This window comes from Cryobacterium sandaracinum, assembly GCF_004403415.1.
Taxonomy (GTDB): Bacteria; Actinomycetota; Actinomycetes; order Actinomycetales; family Microbacteriaceae; genus Cryobacterium; species Cryobacterium sandaracinum.
Genome location: NZ_SOGO01000024.1, coordinates 91,185 through 107,240 on the forward strand (window position 1 = coordinate 91,185; position 16,056 = coordinate 107,240).

Annotated in this window: 13 protein-coding genes; 6 read left to right on the forward strand and 7 right to left on the reverse strand. The window is 67.9% G+C overall.

The genetic code is table 11. The features are described 5' to 3' along the window. Positions 1–3: 3 nt before the first annotated feature. From E3T25_RS08380 to guaB1, 3 genes are all read right to left on the reverse strand, one after another. Complete coding sequence (locus tag E3T25_RS08380) at positions 4–1,065, reverse strand: hemolysin family protein (RefSeq protein WP_104170217.1); 1,062 nt, start codon at positions 1,063–1,065, stop codon at positions 4–6. Then, a complete protein-coding gene (locus E3T25_RS08385; protein WP_134373614.1) occupies positions 1,058–2,491 on the reverse strand; it encodes a hemolysin family protein in 1,434 nt (477 codons plus the stop codon). The genes E3T25_RS08380 and E3T25_RS08385 overlap by 8 nt, the downstream gene beginning before the upstream one ends. Before the next feature lie 179 nt (positions 2,492–2,670). Then, complete coding sequence (gene guaB1, locus E3T25_RS08390; RefSeq protein WP_134373616.1) at positions 2,671–4,110, reverse strand: GMP reductase; 1,440 nt, start codon at positions 4,108–4,110, stop codon at positions 2,671–2,673. Between the two features lie 132 nt (positions 4,111–4,242). On the opposite strand from guaB1, the gene E3T25_RS08395 reads away from it, so the two are divergent. Further along, positions 4,243–8,055, forward strand: coding sequence for a multifunctional oxoglutarate decarboxylase/oxoglutarate dehydrogenase thiamine pyrophosphate-binding subunit/dihydrolipoyllysine-residue succinyltransferase subunit (locus E3T25_RS08395; RefSeq protein ID WP_134373618.1), 3,813 nt, complete (start codon positions 4,243–4,245; stop codon positions 8,053–8,055). Positions 8,056–8,500: 445 nt separating this feature from the next. Beyond that, entirely contained in the window at positions 8,501–9,337 is an 837-nt protein-coding gene (locus E3T25_RS08400) for a VOC family protein (RefSeq protein WP_134373620.1), read from the forward strand. Here the strand turns inward: E3T25_RS08400 and E3T25_RS08405 are convergent. Together E3T25_RS08405 and E3T25_RS08410 are read right to left on the reverse strand one after the other, a co-directional pair. Next, positions 9,334–9,576, reverse strand: coding sequence for a zf-HC2 domain-containing protein (locus E3T25_RS08405; protein ID WP_104099857.1), 243 nt, complete (start codon positions 9,574–9,576; stop codon positions 9,334–9,336). The two genes, E3T25_RS08400 and E3T25_RS08405, sit on opposite strands and share 4 nt — an antisense overlap. After that, entirely contained in the window at positions 9,573–10,178 is a 606-nt protein-coding gene (locus E3T25_RS08410) for a sigma-70 family RNA polymerase sigma factor (protein WP_233191227.1), read from the reverse strand. Before E3T25_RS08410 ends, E3T25_RS08405 begins: the two co-directional genes overlap by 4 nt. 110 nt (positions 10,179–10,288) lie before the next feature. On the opposite strand from E3T25_RS08410, the gene aroA reads away from it, so the two are divergent. The 3 genes from aroA (at position 10,289) to bcp (ending at position 13,346) form a co-directional block, all read left to right on the forward strand. Further along, a complete protein-coding gene (gene aroA, locus E3T25_RS08415) occupies positions 10,289–11,647 on the forward strand; it encodes a 3-phosphoshikimate 1-carboxyvinyltransferase (RefSeq protein ID WP_134373622.1) in 1,359 nt (452 codons plus the stop codon). Beyond that, entirely contained in the window at positions 11,644–12,693 is a 1,050-nt protein-coding gene (rsgA, locus tag E3T25_RS08420) for a ribosome small subunit-dependent GTPase A (RefSeq protein ID WP_104099854.1), read from the forward strand. Before aroA ends, rsgA begins: the two co-directional genes overlap by 4 nt. A 173-nt stretch (positions 12,694–12,866) precedes the next feature. Beyond that, positions 12,867–13,346, forward strand: a complete 480-nt coding sequence (gene bcp, locus E3T25_RS08425) for a thioredoxin-dependent thiol peroxidase (protein WP_134373624.1) — start codon at positions 12,867–12,869, stop codon at positions 13,344–13,346. A 165-nt stretch (positions 13,347–13,511) separates the two neighbouring features. Here bcp and E3T25_RS08430 read toward each other — a convergent pair whose 3' ends face one another. Next, positions 13,512–13,967, reverse strand: coding sequence for a hypothetical protein (locus tag E3T25_RS08430; RefSeq protein WP_233191224.1), 456 nt, complete (start codon positions 13,965–13,967; stop codon positions 13,512–13,514). 183 nt (positions 13,968–14,150) lie between these two features. Here E3T25_RS08430 and E3T25_RS08435 point away from each other — a divergent pair, with 183 nt between their 5' ends. Then, positions 14,151–14,399, forward strand: a complete 249-nt coding sequence (locus tag E3T25_RS08435) for a WhiB family transcriptional regulator (protein ID WP_035837005.1) — start codon at positions 14,151–14,153, stop codon at positions 14,397–14,399. A gap of 127 nt (positions 14,400–14,526) precedes the next feature. Here E3T25_RS08435 and E3T25_RS08440 read toward each other — a convergent pair whose 3' ends face one another. Next, positions 14,527–16,020 (reverse strand): sensor histidine kinase, encoded by a 1,494-nt coding sequence (locus E3T25_RS08440; protein ID WP_134373626.1) that lies wholly within the window; start codon positions 16,018–16,020, stop codon positions 14,527–14,529. Between the last annotated feature and the right edge of the window lie 36 nt (positions 16,021–16,056).

Below are 16,056 nucleotides of genomic sequence, written 5' to 3' on the forward strand. Positions count from 1 at the left end.
CGGCTACAGGCGGCGGGTCGCGTCCTGCACTTCGCCGACCAGCTCTTCGATGATGTCCTCGAGGAACAGCACCCCCACGGTCTCACCGGTCGCGGTGAACGAGCGCGCCAGGTGCGCGCCGGAACGCCGCATGGTGGCCAGGGCATCTTCGAGGTCGGTGTCCTCGAAGATCGACGCCAGCAAACGGATGCGCTTGCCCGGGATCGGCTCCGCGTAGCTGCCCTGCCCGACCGAGGTGGCCGTGTCGCCGTCGAGGTCGATGACGTCCTTCAGGTGAACGTACCCGGTTGGTTCACCGGACTCGTTCACCAGAACATAACGGGAGAAACCGTGTCTGGTGACGGCCTTCTCCACGTCTGCGGGGGTGGCCGCCTCGGGCAGGCTGATCAGGCCGTCGAGGTTCACCGCGACGTCCCGCACCTTGCGGGTGGTGAACTCGAACGTGGCGCTGAGTGCCCCGGTGCCGTCCCGCAGCACGCCCTCCCGGGTCGACTGGGAGACGATGGTCGCCACCTCGTCCAACGTGTAGGTGCTGGTGGCCTCCTCCTTGGGCTGGACCCCGAACATTCGCACCACCAGGTTGGCGGTGGCGTTGAGCGTCACGATCACGGGCTTGACCAGGCGGCCGAAGAAGACGAGCGGCGGGGCGAGCACGAGCACGGCCCGGTCGGGGATGGAGAACGACAGGTTCTTCGGCACCATCTCACCGAACACGACGTGCAGGTAGGAGACCAGCAGCAGCGTGATCACGAAGGCGATCACGCCGATGGCCTCCTCCGGTAGCGGGGTCAGGCCCAGCGGGATCTCGAGCAGGTGGTGGATCGCCGGCTCCGAGACGTTCAGGATGAGCAGCGAGCAGACCGTGATGCCCAGCTGGGTGGTCGCCAACATGAGGGTGGCGTGTTCCATCGCCCACAGCGCTGTGATTGCGCGCTTCTTGCCGGCCTCGGCGAGAGGTTCGATCTGGGACCGGCGCGCGGAGATAACCGCGAATTCCGCGGCGACGAAAAAGGCGTTGGCCGCGAGCAGCACGACCAGCCAGACCAGCCCCGCCCAGTCACTCATTGTCACTCACCGTGCGCTCCGTGCCGTTCTTCTTGCGGTCACCCTTTTTGTCCAACTTTTTTTCGGATTTCTTGTCGGTCCTGGTACCGCGGTCACCCCGGGCAGGCTCGCCGCCCTCCTCGGGCTCGACGGGCTCGCTGCAGGGTGTGAAGCGGAGCCGGTCGATCCGTCGGCCGTCGAGGCGTTCCACGGACAGCACGCCGCCGGCCAGCTGCACGACGTCGCCGACCACGGGCAGGCGACCTAATTCGCTCATCACGAACCCACCCACGGTTTCGTAGGGGCCGTCCTCCGAGATCACGATGCCCGTGCGGTCGAGCAGCTCGTCCGGGCGGAGCATGCCAGGGAATGTCAGAGAGTCGGTAGACAACACCACACCGGCGCGGGTGCGGTCGTGCTCGTCGGCAACCTCTCCGACGAGTTCCTCGACCAGGTCCTCGAGCGTGGCCACTCCGGCCGTGCCGCCGTATTCGTCGACGACGATGGCCATCTGGTAACCGCGGCCGCGCAGCTCGATCAGCAGTCCGTCGAGTTTCATGGTCTCGGGCACCCGGATGGCCTCGGACTGCAGGGCCGATACCGGGACATCCGCCCGGCGACGTCGGGGAACGGCCACGGCCTGCTTCACGTGCACGATCCCGACGATATCGTCGACGCCCTCGTCGACGACTGGGAAGCGGGAATACCCGGTTTGGCGGGTGAGGTCGATGACGGCCTGGGCGGAGGCGGTGCGCTCGATGCTGGCCACCCGCGGGCGGGGCGTCATCACGTCCGAGGCGGTATGCCCGGAGAAGAGCAGCGTGCGGTGCAGGAGTGTGGCGGTGTCTTTCTCCAGCAGCCCGGCACTGGCCGAGCGCCGCACGAGGGAGGACAGCTCCTCCGCGGTGCGCGCCCCGGACAGCTCTTCCTTCGGCTCGATCCCGATCGACCGCAGCACACCGTTGGCGCTGCCGTTGAGCACGACGACGGCTGGTTTGAACACGGTCGTGAACAGTGTCTGGAACGGGATGACCAGCTTCGCGGTCTGCACGGGCAGGGCGAGGGCGAAATTCTTCGGCACCAGCTCGCCGATGATCATCGAGGCGAGTGTGGCGACGATGACCGCGGTCGTGACCGCGACGACCGGCACCACCGCCGTGGACAGCCCCAGGCCGATCAGCGACGGCGACAGCAGCATGGTCAGAGCCGGCTCCATGGTGTAACCGGTGAGCAGGGTGGTGAGAGTGATGCCCAGTTGGGCGCTGGAGAGGTGCGTCGAGGTGATCCTGAGTGCGGCGATGGTCAGGCCGAGTCGGGTCTCTCCTCGATCGCGGCGGGCCTCGAGCTCCGACCGGTCCAGGTTGACCAGGGCGAACTCGCTGGCGACGAACAGGCCGGTGCCGATGGTGAGGAGGAGCCCCGCGGCGAGCATGATCCACTCATACATGGCGGACCTCGACGACGGCGGCGCCGAAGTTCATGACCGAGACGCCGTTCGGGTGACGGGAAGAATTTCCGGGCGAGAAACCGGGCGCATGCGCAGGAGGGGGGTCGTCCATTATTCCGCTCAGTCTACCGCCCGGCACCGAGGCCACGAGTCGTTCTCGGGTGTCAGGCCCCCCACCTCTACCAGGAGACGGGCAGGGCCTTGCCCTCCTCGTAGCCGGCCGCCGATTGGATCCCGACCAGCGAACGGGTGTGGAACTCCGCGACCGAGGTCGCGCCCGCATAAGTGAACGAGCTGCGCACGCCGGAGGTGATCATGTCCAGCAGGTCCTCGACGGACGGCCGCAGCGGGTCCAGGTAGATCTTCGAGCTGGAGATCCCCTCGGCAAAGAGCGTCTTGCGGGCCAGCCCGTAGGCGTCGAGGCGGTCGAACCGCTGGCGCACAGCCCTGGTGGAGGCCATCCCCCAGCTCTCCTTGTAAATGCCGCCGGCGGCGTCCCGATCGAGCAGGCCGGGTGCCTCGATCGTGCCGGCGAACCAGGATCCGATCATGACGGATGCCGCGCCGGCGGCGAGCGCGAGCGCCACGTCGCGCGGGTAGCGCACCCCGCCGTCGGCCCATACGTGCGCTCCGAGTTCCCGGGCGGCGGCCGCGGTCTCGAGCACGGCCGAGAACTGGGGGCGGCCGACCGCCGTCATCATGCGCGTGGTGCACATGGCGCCGGGGCCGACGCCGACCTTTACGATGGTGGCGCCGGCGCCGACGAGGTCACCCACGGCATCCGCGGTCACGACGTTGCCGGCCACGATGGGGATGCCGAGGCCCAGGTCGGCGACGATCTCGATCGCCCGCGTCATGCCGCCCTGGTGGCCGTGCGCGGTGTCGATCACGAGAACGTCGACCCCCGCGGCGACGAGCGCCCGGGCCTTGGCCGCGATGTCGCCGTTGATGCCGACCGCCGCGGCCACGCGCAGTCGGCCCTGCGCGTCCAGCGCGGGCTGATACAGGGTGGAGCGAAGCGCGCTCTTGCGGCTGAGGGTGCCGATCACCCGGCCGTGGTGCTGCACGGTGGCGAAGTCGAGCTCGGCCGCGGTCATCACGTCGAAAGCGCGGCGCGGGCCTTCGATATCGTCGGCGTCGAGGGAGGTCATCGTGCCGTGCAGGAGGTCTCCGAGGAGCGCGTCGGGCAGCGCCGTCGCCAGCCGGGACGCGTCGATGGCACCCAGGTAATCGCCGTTCTGGTCGTTGATGACCAATCCCTGGCCGGCCACAGCCGGCACCTGCCGCAGGGCGAGCGCCACGGTGTCCCCCGGGGCGAAGTTGAAGGGGGTGTCGAAGCGGGTGGATTGGGCCTTGACCCAGCGGATCGCGGCGTCGAGATCCTGCAGGTGCATGTCCTGCGGCAGCACGCCGAGCCCGCCGCGGCGAGCGAGCGCGGCCGCCAGGCGCGGCCCGGTGACCGAGTTCATGTTCGCCGAGACGATGGGGATGGTGGCGCCGCTGCCGTCGCCCGGGGCGAGGGAGACATCGAGGCGGCTGCTCACATCCGATTGACTCGGCACAAGGAAGACGTCGGAATACGTGAGGTCGTGGCTGGGTACCGCTCCATAGAACTGCATGGAAATAACGCTAGCGCCCCGCGGGGATGCCCGCAGCCAGGCCCGAGGGGATTAGGCTGGACGAGCAGACCGCGCCGGGCGTGCACGACCGCTCTGGACATTCAAAATCAACGTAGAGAGTGGGAACCGGCTGTGTCAAGCCAGTTGACCGGTAGTGGATCCGACGAGACGACGTCGGGTGAATTCGGAGCGAACGAGTGGCTCGTCGACGAACTGTACGAACGGTACCTCGTCGACAAGAAGCTGGTGGACGAGTCCTGGTGGCCCGTCCTCGAGAGCTACCACCGGACCGCGAACGGCCGCAGCGACGGTTCAGAGGCTCCCGCGAGCAGCGCACCCGCAGGCGACGCGCCCGCCGTGATCGCTCCCGACGTGACCACGCCCGCGGCAAGCGCCCCCGCAACCCCGGCCGCCTCAGCGGCGGAGCCGGCCCCGATCACGGCACCCATCCCCGTCGTCGGCGGGCAGCGCACCGCGCGCACGACGTCCAGCGCGCCCAAGCGGGTCCCCGTGCCGGCCGACATTCCGATCACGAACTCGCAGCCGACCGCCGCCGAGGCCACCGAGGTCGACGTCGTCACCCCGCTCCGCGGCATGTCCAAGAGCCTCGCGGCGAACATGGCGGCCAGCCTGACCGTGCCCACGGCCACCAGCGTGCGCACCATCCCGGCGAAGCTCCTCATCGACAACCGCATCGTGATGAACAACCACATGAAGCGCTCGCGCGGCGGCAAGGTGTCGTTCACGCACCTGATCGGTTGGGCGCTGATCCAGGCGCTGAAGATGTTCCCCAGCCAGAACGTCTACTACAACGAGATCGAGGGCAAGCCCTCGGTCATCGCCCCCGCGCACGTCGGCCTCGGCATCGCGATCGACCTGCCCAAGCCCGACGGCACCCGCTCCCTGATGGTCCCGGCCATCAAGCGCGCGGACACGATGACCTTCGGCGAGTACCTCTCCTCCTACGAAGACCTCGTCACCCGGGCCCGCAAAGGCAAGCTGACGGCGGATGACTTTTCCGGCGCCACGGTCTCCCTCACCAACCCCGGTGGCATCGGCACGGTGCACTCCGTGCCGCGCCTGATGAAGGGCCAGGGCTGCATCATCGGCGCCGGCGCCCTCGACTACCCGGCCGAGTTCCAGGGTTCCAGCGGCAAGACCCTGACCGGCCTCGCCATCTCCAAGACCATCACGCTGACCAGCACCTACGACCACCGGGTCATCCAGGGTGCCGGCTCGGGCGAATTCCTCAAGATCGTGCACGAGCTCCTGATCGGGCAGCACAACTTCTACGAGGACATCTTCTCGGCCCTGCGCATCCCGTACGACCCGATCCACTGGGCGCCCGACATCAGCGTCGACCTGGCCAGCGCCGTCGACAAAACCGCCCGCGTGCAGGAGCTCATCAACGCGTTCCGCGTGCGCGGCCACCTGATGGCCGACATCGACCCGCTTGAATACACGCAGCGCTCCCACCCCGACCTGGAAATCTCGAACCACGGGCTGACCTTCTGGGACCTGGACCGCGAGTTCGTCACCGGCGGGTTCGGCAGCAAACGCCTGATGCTCCTGCGCGACATCCTCGGCGTGCTGCGCGACTCCTACTGCCGCACGACCGGCATCGAGTACATGCACATCCAGGACCCTGCCCAGCGCAAGTGGATGCAGGAAAAGATGGAGAAGAGCTACGTCAAGCCCACGCATGACGAGCAGATGCGCATCCTCGGCAAGCTCAACGAGGCGGAGGCCTTCGAGACCTTCCTGCAGACCAAGTACGTCGGCCAGAAGCGGTTCAGCCTCGAGGGCGGCGAGTCCACCATCGCGCTGCTCGACTCGATCCTGCAGGGTGCCGCGGATGCCGGCCTCGACGAGGTCTGCATCGGCATGGCCCACCGCGGGCGCCTGAACGTGCTCACCAACATCGCAGGCAAGACCTACGGTCAGATCTTCCGCGAGTTCGAGGGCACGCAGGATCCCCGCACCGTGCAGGGCTCCGGCGACGTCAAGTACCACCTGGGCACCGAGGGCACCTTCCGTGCCACCAACGGCACGGAGATGCCGGTCTACCTGGCCGCGAACCCGTCCCACCTCGAGGCCGTCGACGGCGTCCTCGAGGGCATCGTGCGCGCCAAGCAGGACCGCAAGCCGATCGGCACCTTCTCCACCCTCCCCGTCCTCGTGCACGGCGACGCGGCCATGGCCGGCCAGGGCATCGTCCTGGAGACGCTCCAGATGTCCCAACTGCGCGGGTTCCGCACCGGCGGCACCATCCATCTGGTCGTCAACAACCAGGTCGGCTTCACCACACTGCCCGGTGACGGACGCACCTCGGTGTACTCGACGGATGTCGCCAAGACCATCCAGGCGCCCATCTTCCACGTCAACGGGGACGACCCCGAGGCCGTGGTGCGGGTCGCGGAGCTCGCCTTCGCCTACCGTCAGGAATTCAAGCGGGACGTCGTCATCGACCTCGTCTGCTACCGCCGCCGCGGGCACAACGAGGGCGACGACCCCTCGATGACCCAGCCGTTGATGTACAACCTGATCGAGGCCAAGCGCTCCGTCCGGAAGCTTTTCACCGAGGCTCTCGTCGGTCGCGGCGACATCACGCAGGAGGAATACGAGGCCTCGCACGCGGATTTCCAGGACCGCCTCGAGCGCGCGTTCATGGAGACGCACGCGGCGCAGTCCTCGTCGATCCCGATCGTCAGCGCGGCCGGTGCCGCGCCGCAGGGCATCGGTGCCGAGAAGCACGGTACCGACAAGCACGACGACGCGGTCGGGGAACCGGCCACGACCGGGGTGCCCGAAGCGGTCGTGCACCTGATCGGCGATGCCTTCCTGAACAAGCCCGCCGGCTTCACCGTGCACAATAAGCTGCAGCAGCTGATGCAGAAGCGCAACGACATGAGTCGCAACGGCAAAATCGACTGGAGCTTCGGTGAACTCCTCGCCCTCGGCTCCCTGCTGCTCGAGCGCACCCCGGTGCGCTTCGCCGGCCAGGATGCCCGCCGCGGCACGTTCGTGCAACGTCACGCGGTGCTGCACGACCGCATCAACGGCCAGGAATGGCTGCCCTTGGCGAACCTCAGCGAAGACCAGGCCCGGTTCTGGATCTACGACTCGCTGCTCAGCGAATACGCGGCCATGGGCTTCGAGTACGGCTACTCGGTGGAACGCGCCGACGCCCTGGTGCTCTGGGAGGCGCAGTTCGGCGACTTCGCCAACGGTGCCCAGACGGTCATCGACGAGTTCGTCTCCTCCGCCGAGCAGAAGTGGGGCCAGCGTTCATCCGTTGTGCTGCTGCTGCCGCACGGCTACGAGGGCCAGGGGCCGGACCACTCGTCCGCCCGGATCGAGCGCTACCTGCAGCTGTGCGCGGAAGACAACATGACCGTCGCTCGCCCGTCGACGCCCGCGTCGTACTTCCACCTGCTGCGCCGTCAGGCCTACATGCGCCCGCGGCGCCCGCTGATCGTCTTCACTCCGAAGTCGATGCTGCGCCTGCGCGGCGCGACCAGCGAGGTGGCCGACTTCACCACCGGCCGGTTCGAACCGGTCATCGACGACGCCCGGATCACCGACAAGCCGCGCGTCAAGCGGGTGCTGTTCCTGGCCGGCAAGCTCTACTACGACCTGCTCGCCGAACTCGACAAGAACCCGAACCCGGAGATCGCGCTGGTTCGCCTGGAGCAGTTCTACCCGCTGCCCGCCTTCGAACTCAAGCAGGTCGCAGACCAGTACCCCGACGCTGAACTCGCCTGGGTGCAGGACGAGCCGGAGAACCAGGGTGCCTGGCCGTTCTTCTACCTCGAGACGAACAAGCTGGGCCCGCGCCCGGTGACCCTGTTCTCCCGGGCGGCGTCGGCGTCGCCGGCGGCGGGCTCGGCGAAGCGTCACGCGGTCGAGCAGGCCGAACTACTACGCCAGGCGCTTACCCTGTGACCTGCGCCGACCGGCAGAACCGTTCGACAGAATGGGCCGCACCGGACGCTACGGCCCAGTCCTCGACGGGTGAGGCCTGATCGACGGGCTGTGTCACCCCCGCAAGATCAGAGGCGACGACCGCGCAGCGCTGGTCATGACCCGGCGTCGAACCAATTCGACGGACATTTTCTTCCAAAACAGCATTTCCGGATGTTTTGGGTTGATTTGGGGCGGCATCTCCGTCGAATTCGTTCGGGACAGCGCTACTGCACGGCTTCGGACTCGAAAGACACGGCGGGCCACACTTCATCCAGCGTCACGGTCCCCTGATCGCCCGGCATCAGCACCGGGAACAACCGTTTCGGAACCGCGAACCCCTATCGCCCCTCGGCTATCAGGACTCACTCATCTAGGCTGGCCGCACCGCCCGCCGACGCATCGGCCACCGACAAGGAGATCCGCCATGCCCGCACCGCACGCGAACCGAACCGGTCAGCCCTGCTGGGCCGACCTGATGACCTCCGACCTGCCGCGCGCCCGGGAGTTCTACACGCGGCTGTTCGGCTGGACGGCCAGCGATTCCGGTTTGGAGTACGGCAACTACGTCACCTTCCGGAAGGGCGACGCGGACGTCGCCGGCATGAGCTCACAGGAGCCGGGTTCCCGACTGCCCGACGCGTGGACCACCTACCTGTCGGTGACGGATGCCGACGCCGCCGTCACCGCCGCCCGCGCGGCCGGCGCAGACGTGTTGGCCGAGCCGATGACGGTGGGAACCATGGGCCGCATGGCCATCCTGATGGACCCGACGGGTGCGCCCTTCGGGGTGTGGCAGGCCGACGAGTTCACCGGCTTCGACGTCTTCGGCGAGGCGGGCTCACCGGTCTGGCACGAGCTGAACACTCGCTCCTATTCCGCCGCTCTCGATTTCTACACCGAGGTGTTCGGCTGGAAACCGGTCGTCCTGAGCGACACGGAGGACTTCCGCTACAGCACGATCGGGGCGGAGGGTGAGATGGTGACGGGCGTCTTCGACGCCGCGGAACACCTGCCCGACAGCGTGCCCTCGCACTGGCAGCTCTATCTCGGGGTGCCTGACGTGCACGCGGCCGTCACGACCGTGACAGAGCTCGGCGGCACGGTCGTCCGTGAGCCGTGGACGGCGGAGTTCGGCACCTTCGCGCTGGTCACCGACCCGACCGGGGCCCTGTTCGTGCTCGGCTCGGTCGACGAGCCGCTCCCCGAGGAGAAGAACATCGACGACGCCGGTGAGGAGGACGCCGACCTGCCGATCGGCTAGTGGGCGGACTGGATGGTGCGCAGCTTCAGCAACACCTGGTCGCGCAGGTCTTCGGGGGCCATTTCACGGCATGCGCGCTGCACGGCCTCGGTCAGTGTGCGCCCGACCAGGTGCTCGTCGCTGCAGTCGCTGCAGTGGGCGAGGTGCTCCTGAATGTCAGACGCGTCTTCGCCGCACAGTTCGTTGTGCAGGTATTCCTCGAGTTCGGCCTTGGCCTTCTCGCAGCCATAATCGGTCATGCTGGTGTGCTCCCGGTTCGAGTCTGGCCCGCCGCTGTTCCCAGGCCGCGCTCAAGGGCGTAACCGGCCAACAGGTCGCGCAGGAGGCGCCGGCCACGATGCAGGCGACTCATCACGGTGCCAATGGGTGTTTTCATGATTTCGGCGATCTCCTGGTAAGAGAACCCCTCCACGTCGGCGAAGTAGACAGCCAGCCGGAAGTCCTCCGGGATGGACTGCAACGCGTCCTTGACGGCGCTGTCCGGCAGGTGGTCGATGGCCTCGGCCTCCGCCGAACGATTCGCCATCGCCGTGCGGGACTCCGCGCCGCCGAGCTGCCAGTCCGCGAGATCGTCGATGGTGCCCTGGAACGGCTCACGCTGCTTCTTGCGGTACGTGTTGATGAAGGTGTTGGTCAGGATGCGGTACAGCCAGGCCTTGAGATTGGTGCCCTGCTCGAACTGTTTGAACGCAGCGAACGCTTTCACGAACGTTTCCTGAACCAGATCCTGGGCGTCGGAGGGGTTGCGCGTCATGCGCATGGCCGCGGCGTACAGCTGGTCGATAAAGGGCAGCGCCTGCTCTTCGAACAGGTCTCGCATTTCGATCGCATCGGTTGTCATCACGGACAATCCTAAGCCGTCGCGTGAAACGACCGCAGGTCGCTCCAGCACCATGGACAGCGTCACCCTGGCCTCCCTCTCTCTTTCATCACCGACTATTCTGATAACCGATGTTGATCTCGAGATATTCCAAGCCTGAGTTCGATCCCTACGGCGACACGTCGCCCGAGGTGACGGATGCCCGCTGGCCCGCTCCGACGGCCGCCGGCCCGCTTTCAGCGTCCGTATCCCTGCCGGGGTCGAAGTCGCTGACCAACCGGGAGCTGGTGCTCAGCGCCCTCGCCGCGCATCCGTCGCTGTTGCGTGCCCCGCTGCACTCGCGGGACAGCGACTTGATGGTCGCGGCGCTGCGTCAACTGGGCACCGTCATCGAGGAGGTCCCCGGCGCCGAAGAGTTCGGTTCCGACCTGAGGATCACCCCCGGGGAGCTGCTCGGGTCGACGACCGTCGACTGCGGTCTCGCCGGCACCGTGATGCGTTTCCTGCCGCCGGTCGCGACGCTCGGCCTCGGGCCGACCACCTTCGACGGGGACGCCGGCGCACGCCGCCGCCCGATGGGCACCACCATCTCGTCCCTGCGGGCCCTCGGCGCCGACATCAACGACGACGGTCGCGGCGCCCTGCCCTTCACCGTGCACGGCACCGGCACGCTAGTCGGCGGGGAGATCACCATCGACGCGTCCACGTCGAGCCAGTTCGTCTCCGGCCTGCTGCTCGCCGCGCCGCGCTTCGGGCAGGGCCTGCACCTGCGCCATTCCGGCGAGCGCCTGCCCAGCCTGCCGCACATCGAGATGACCATCGCCACGCTGGCCCGGCGCGGCGTCACGGTGCACAGTCCGGCCGTCGGCGAGTGGATCGTGGCTCCCGGCCCGATCCAGGGCGCCGAGGTCGACATCGAACCCGATCTCTCGAACGCGGCGCCGTTCCTCGCCGCGGCCCTCGTGGCCGGGGGCAGCGTCACCATCTCCGGCTGGCCCGAGACCACCACCCAGGTCGGCGCCGACCTGGCCGACCTGCTGCCGCGCTTCGGCGCCGAGGTGTCTCGGGAGGGCGACCGGCTCACGGTCTCCGGGACCGGCCGCATCCGGGGCGTGGAGCTCGACCTGTCGACCGGCGGAGAGCTCGCGCCCACGCTCGTGGCCCTGGCCGCCCTGGCCGAGTCCCCGAGCACGATCACCGGGATCGGGCACATCCGGCACCACGAAACCGACCGGTTGGCGGCCCTCGCCGCGGAGATCAACGGGCTCGGCGGTTCCGTCACCGAGCTGCCCGACGGGTTGCGGATCGACCCGCGCCCGCTGCACGGTGGGCCGTGGAACACCTACGACGACCACCGGATGGCGACCGCGGGCGCGCTGATCGGTCTCCTCGTTCCCGGCGTGCTGATCGAGAACATCGACACGACCGCCAAGACCCTTCCCCAGTTCACCGACCTCTGGTCGACGCTCGTTTCCGGAGCCCCGTCGTGACGTGGTGGGCGAGTGCCGACGACGATGAGCCCGAGTTCGACGAGTCGAGCGTGCGTGTGCGCCCCAACCGCAAGGGCAGCAAACCGCGCACCAAGACCCGCCCCGACCACGAGAACGCGCTGACCGGGCGCATCCTCTCGGTCGACCGGGGCCGGTACACCGTCATGCTCGACGAGAACTTGCCTGCCGAGCGCCGAGTGACCGCCGCCCGGGCGAGCGAACTGCGCAAGCAGGCCGTCGTCACCGGCGACCGCGTCGACATCGTCGGCGACACGACCGGAGCACCGGGCAGCCTGTCCCGGATCGTGCGGATCGTGCCGCGCACGACGCTGCTGCGCCGCAGCGCAGACGACACCGACGCCGTGGAGCGAGTGATCGTCGCCAACGCCGACCAGATGCTGATCGTGGTGGCCGCCGCCAACCCGGAGCCGCGCATCCGTCTCGTCGATCGCTACCTCGTCGCCGCCTACGACGCGGGCGTGAATCCCATTCTCTGCATTACCAAGACCGACCTGGCCGACCCCACCGCCTTCCTCCGCAACTTCGCCGGCCTCGACCTGCCCGTCTTCGAGAGCCGCGACGACGCCATGCCGCTGGCGGAGATCTCCGCCGCCCTGGTCGGCCACGACACGGTCTTCGTCGGTCACTCCGGCGTCGGCAAGTCCACTCTCGTCAACGCCCTGGTGCCGGGCGCCCACCGCGCCGTCGGAGTCGTCAACACGGTGACCGGCCGCGGCCGGCACACGTCTTCGTCGACCATCTCGTTGCGACTGCAAACGGATGCCGGCCGGGGCTGGGTCATCGACACCCCCGGCGTGCGCTCCTTCGGTCTCGGCCACATCAACACCGACAACATCCTCAAGGCCTTCACCGACCTGGCCCTGATCTCCCAAAAGTGTCCGCGCGGCTGCACCCACCTGCCGAACTCGCCCGACTGCGCGATCAATGAGGCCGTTAGCGCCGGCAAGCTTGGCGAGACCGGCAAGGTGCGCCTGGACTCGCTGCAGCGTTTGCTCGCCACCTTCGCCGCCGCCCCCACCCACTAGCCCCTGTCACCCACCACCCCGAGCCAGCAGCCCCTGCATTGAACGAATTCGACGAAGATTTTGCTCTAGAAAGCCGTGCAGGGCCAAAAAACGGGTGCCTGACCCCAAATCACCGTCGAATTCATCAGGGATGGGCGGAAAATGGGTACAGGCGGGACCAGTAGCGTGGGGGGATGACCGATTCCACGCGGCTCGCGACCGGCGACCAAGCCCCTCCGTTCACCCTGTCCGACCAGGACGGGAACGCCGTGTCGCTGGCCGATTTCGCCGGCTCGAAGGTCGTCGTGTACTTCTACCCGGCGGCGATGACGCCCGGCTGCACGAAGCAGGCCTGCGACTTCCGCGACAACCTCAGCTCACTGGCATCGGCCGGCTACCAGGTGCTCGGCGTGTCGAAGGATGCCCCGGTCAAGCTGAAGAAATTCCAGGAGACCGAGCAGCTCACGTTCGCGCTCCTCAGCGACACCGACCTCGCGGTGCACATGGGCTACGGCGCCTGGGGCGAGAAGAACCTCTACGGCAAGACCGTCACGGGCGTGCTGCGTTCCACCGTCGTGATCGACGAGACCGGCATGGTCGAGCTAGCCCTCTACAACGTGAAGGCCACCGGCCATGTCGCGAGCCTGCGCAAGAAGCTCGGCCTGCCGGCCTGACCAAACGGATGCCGCCACGCGGCCGGCACGGTCCCTGCGCTGCCCCCACCGGCCGCAGGTGGCCCCTACCGGCCCCCGGAGCGCTCGAACGCACGTCTTACCCACCCCGCCGCTGCCGAAGCCGGAGCGGCCCAGCTGCGGCCCTGCTGCGCCGCTACTGCGCCGCTACTGCGGCAAGCCGTCCTCGGAGCGCGCTGACGTCGTTTCTGCGATTACGCGCCGCTGGAACAGCAGCACGAGGACCACGACCGACGGCAGAAGAAGCGCCCAGCCGAGGTCGGGCCGGGCGTAGAACCCCTGGAAGGAGCCGATGGCGACGGCGATCTGCACCATCTGCCAGGTGACGGCAGCGCCCCGGATCCAGGACCGGCGCCGCAGGGAGTTGACCGCGATGGCGGTTACCCAGGACGCGGCGATCAGCACCAGCACCAGGATGGCGAGGGCCGTGGCCAGGGAGGTCGGCGTCGCGATCAGCAACTCGAGAATGAGCCACGCGACCGCGACCCAGAGGAGGGCGGCCTCCGCGCAGAGGATCGCAGCGAGGAGCAGCACGGCCCCCGGCCGACGCACCCGGCCGGCCTGGTTCTCGTCGTCGCCGCTGTGGTCTGACCGTGCATTCACAGAGATATCCCATTCAAAACTATTGATTTGACTCCACCATTATGCGATCATTTTTGAGGCCCGGTTGACGCTCACAGGGACGTGAGTCGATCTGAACGAGTAGATCCACTACCCTTCCTGCAATCGGCAGCCTTTCATCTTCGGCCAATCGGCCAGGCATCCCTGCAATAAAGGAGCACCCCTATGGACTGGCGCGACAAAGCTGCCTGCCTCACCGCCGACCCGGAACTCTTCTTTCCGGTCGGTAATACTGGCCCCGCTGTGGACCAGATCGAGAAGGCCAAGTCGGTCTGCGCCCGTTGCAACGTCACCGAGGTGTGTCTGCAGTACGCCCTCGAAACCGGACAAGACTCCGGCGTCTGGGGTGGACTGAGCGAAGACGAGCGTCGCGCGCTCAAGCGACGCGCGGCCCGGGCCCGGCGCGCGTCCTAGCACGCCCCCCCCCCCGCACCACGGGATCACAGAGAAAGGCCTAGCTGAACAGCCGGGCCTTTCTTCGTTGCGCGCGACGCGCTCGGAACCCGAGGCGACACCCCACGGCGTCACCCCGCGCCCGGCGCTACGCTTCGCGCATGTACCGCAGCGGGATCTCGATGGTCACTTCGGTGCCGCTGCCCATCATGGTGTGCCAGTCGATACTGCCGCTAAGCTCTCCCTGGATCAGGGTGCGCACGATCTGGGTTCCGAGTCCCGACCCGACCTTGCCCTCCGGCAGGCCCGTGCCGTTGTCCCGCACCCGCACGGTGAGGGTCTCCTCATTACGCTCGGCCTCGATCGACACCTCCCCCTCGCGTCCGGCCAGCCCATGCTCGACGGCGTTCGTCACGAGCTCTGTCAGCGCGAGGGCGAGCGGCGTCGCGTAGGCGCTGGGAAGAATGCCGAAACTGCCGGACGACTTCGGATGCGCCGTCGTGTTGTGCGCGGACGCCACCTCCATGATCAGCAGCAACACCCGGTCGAACACCACGTCGAAGTCGACCTTCTGGCTGAGGCCCTCGGACAGTGTGTCGTGCACGACGGCGATGGCGGCCACGCGGCGCATCGCCTGGTTGAGCGCTTCCCTGGCCGTGTCGGAATGCGTGCGGCGCGCCTGGATCCGCAGGAGCGAGGCCACCGTCTGCAGGTTGTTCTTGACCCGGTGGTGAATCTCCCGAATGGTGGCATCCTTCGTGATCAGCTCACGTTCCTGGTGCCGCAGCTCGGTGACGTCCCGGCAGAGCACGATGGCTCCGATCCGTTCGCCCCGGTTGCGGATCGGGATGGCACGCAGCGAGACCGTCACGCCGCGGGCCTCCACGTCGGTGCGCCATGGCGCCCGGCCGGTGACCACGAGCGGCAGGGTCTCGTCGACAACCGCCGTTCCAGTGAGCAGGCTCGTGGTCACCTCGGCGAGGGACTCGCCCTCCAGCTCGTCGGCGAACCCCATTCGGTTGAAGGCGGAGAGGGCATTCGGGCTCGCGAACGTGGTCACGCCGTCGACGTCGAGACGGATGAGTCCGTCCGAGGCGCGCGGGGCGCCGCGCCTCGGGCCGGTGGGGGCGCCCAGATCGGGAAAATCGCCGGAAGCGATCATGGCGAAGAGGTCATTGGCGCAGTCGTTGAAGGTCAGCTCCTGCCGGCTCGGCGTGCGCGCCTCACTCAGGTTGGTGTGCCGGGTGAGCACCGCCACCGGCGTGTCCGAGATCTGGGAACCCGTGGAACTGAGCCGCCGCCGCACCGGGATCGCGCGAACCCGGGTAGGGGTCTCCTCGTACCAGTCGGGGGCCGTGGTGTCGACGATCCTCGCCGTTTCGAAAGCCTCGGTGACCTGCTGTCGCCACTCGACCTTGATGCTCTGCCCGACGAAGTCACGATAGAAGAGGGTGGCGGCGCTCGACGGCCTGGCGTGGGCGACGGCCACGAAGCTCCCGGTGCTGCTGGGCACCCACACGACGATGTCCGCGAAGGCGAGATCGGCCAGGAGCTGGCCATCCGCGACAAGCATATGGAGCCAGTCCACATCCTCCGCACTGCTGCGGCCCTGGGCAAGTACGAGATTACTGAGCGTCGACACAGCAATAGCCTAGGTCCCCCGGACACGTGCCACCGC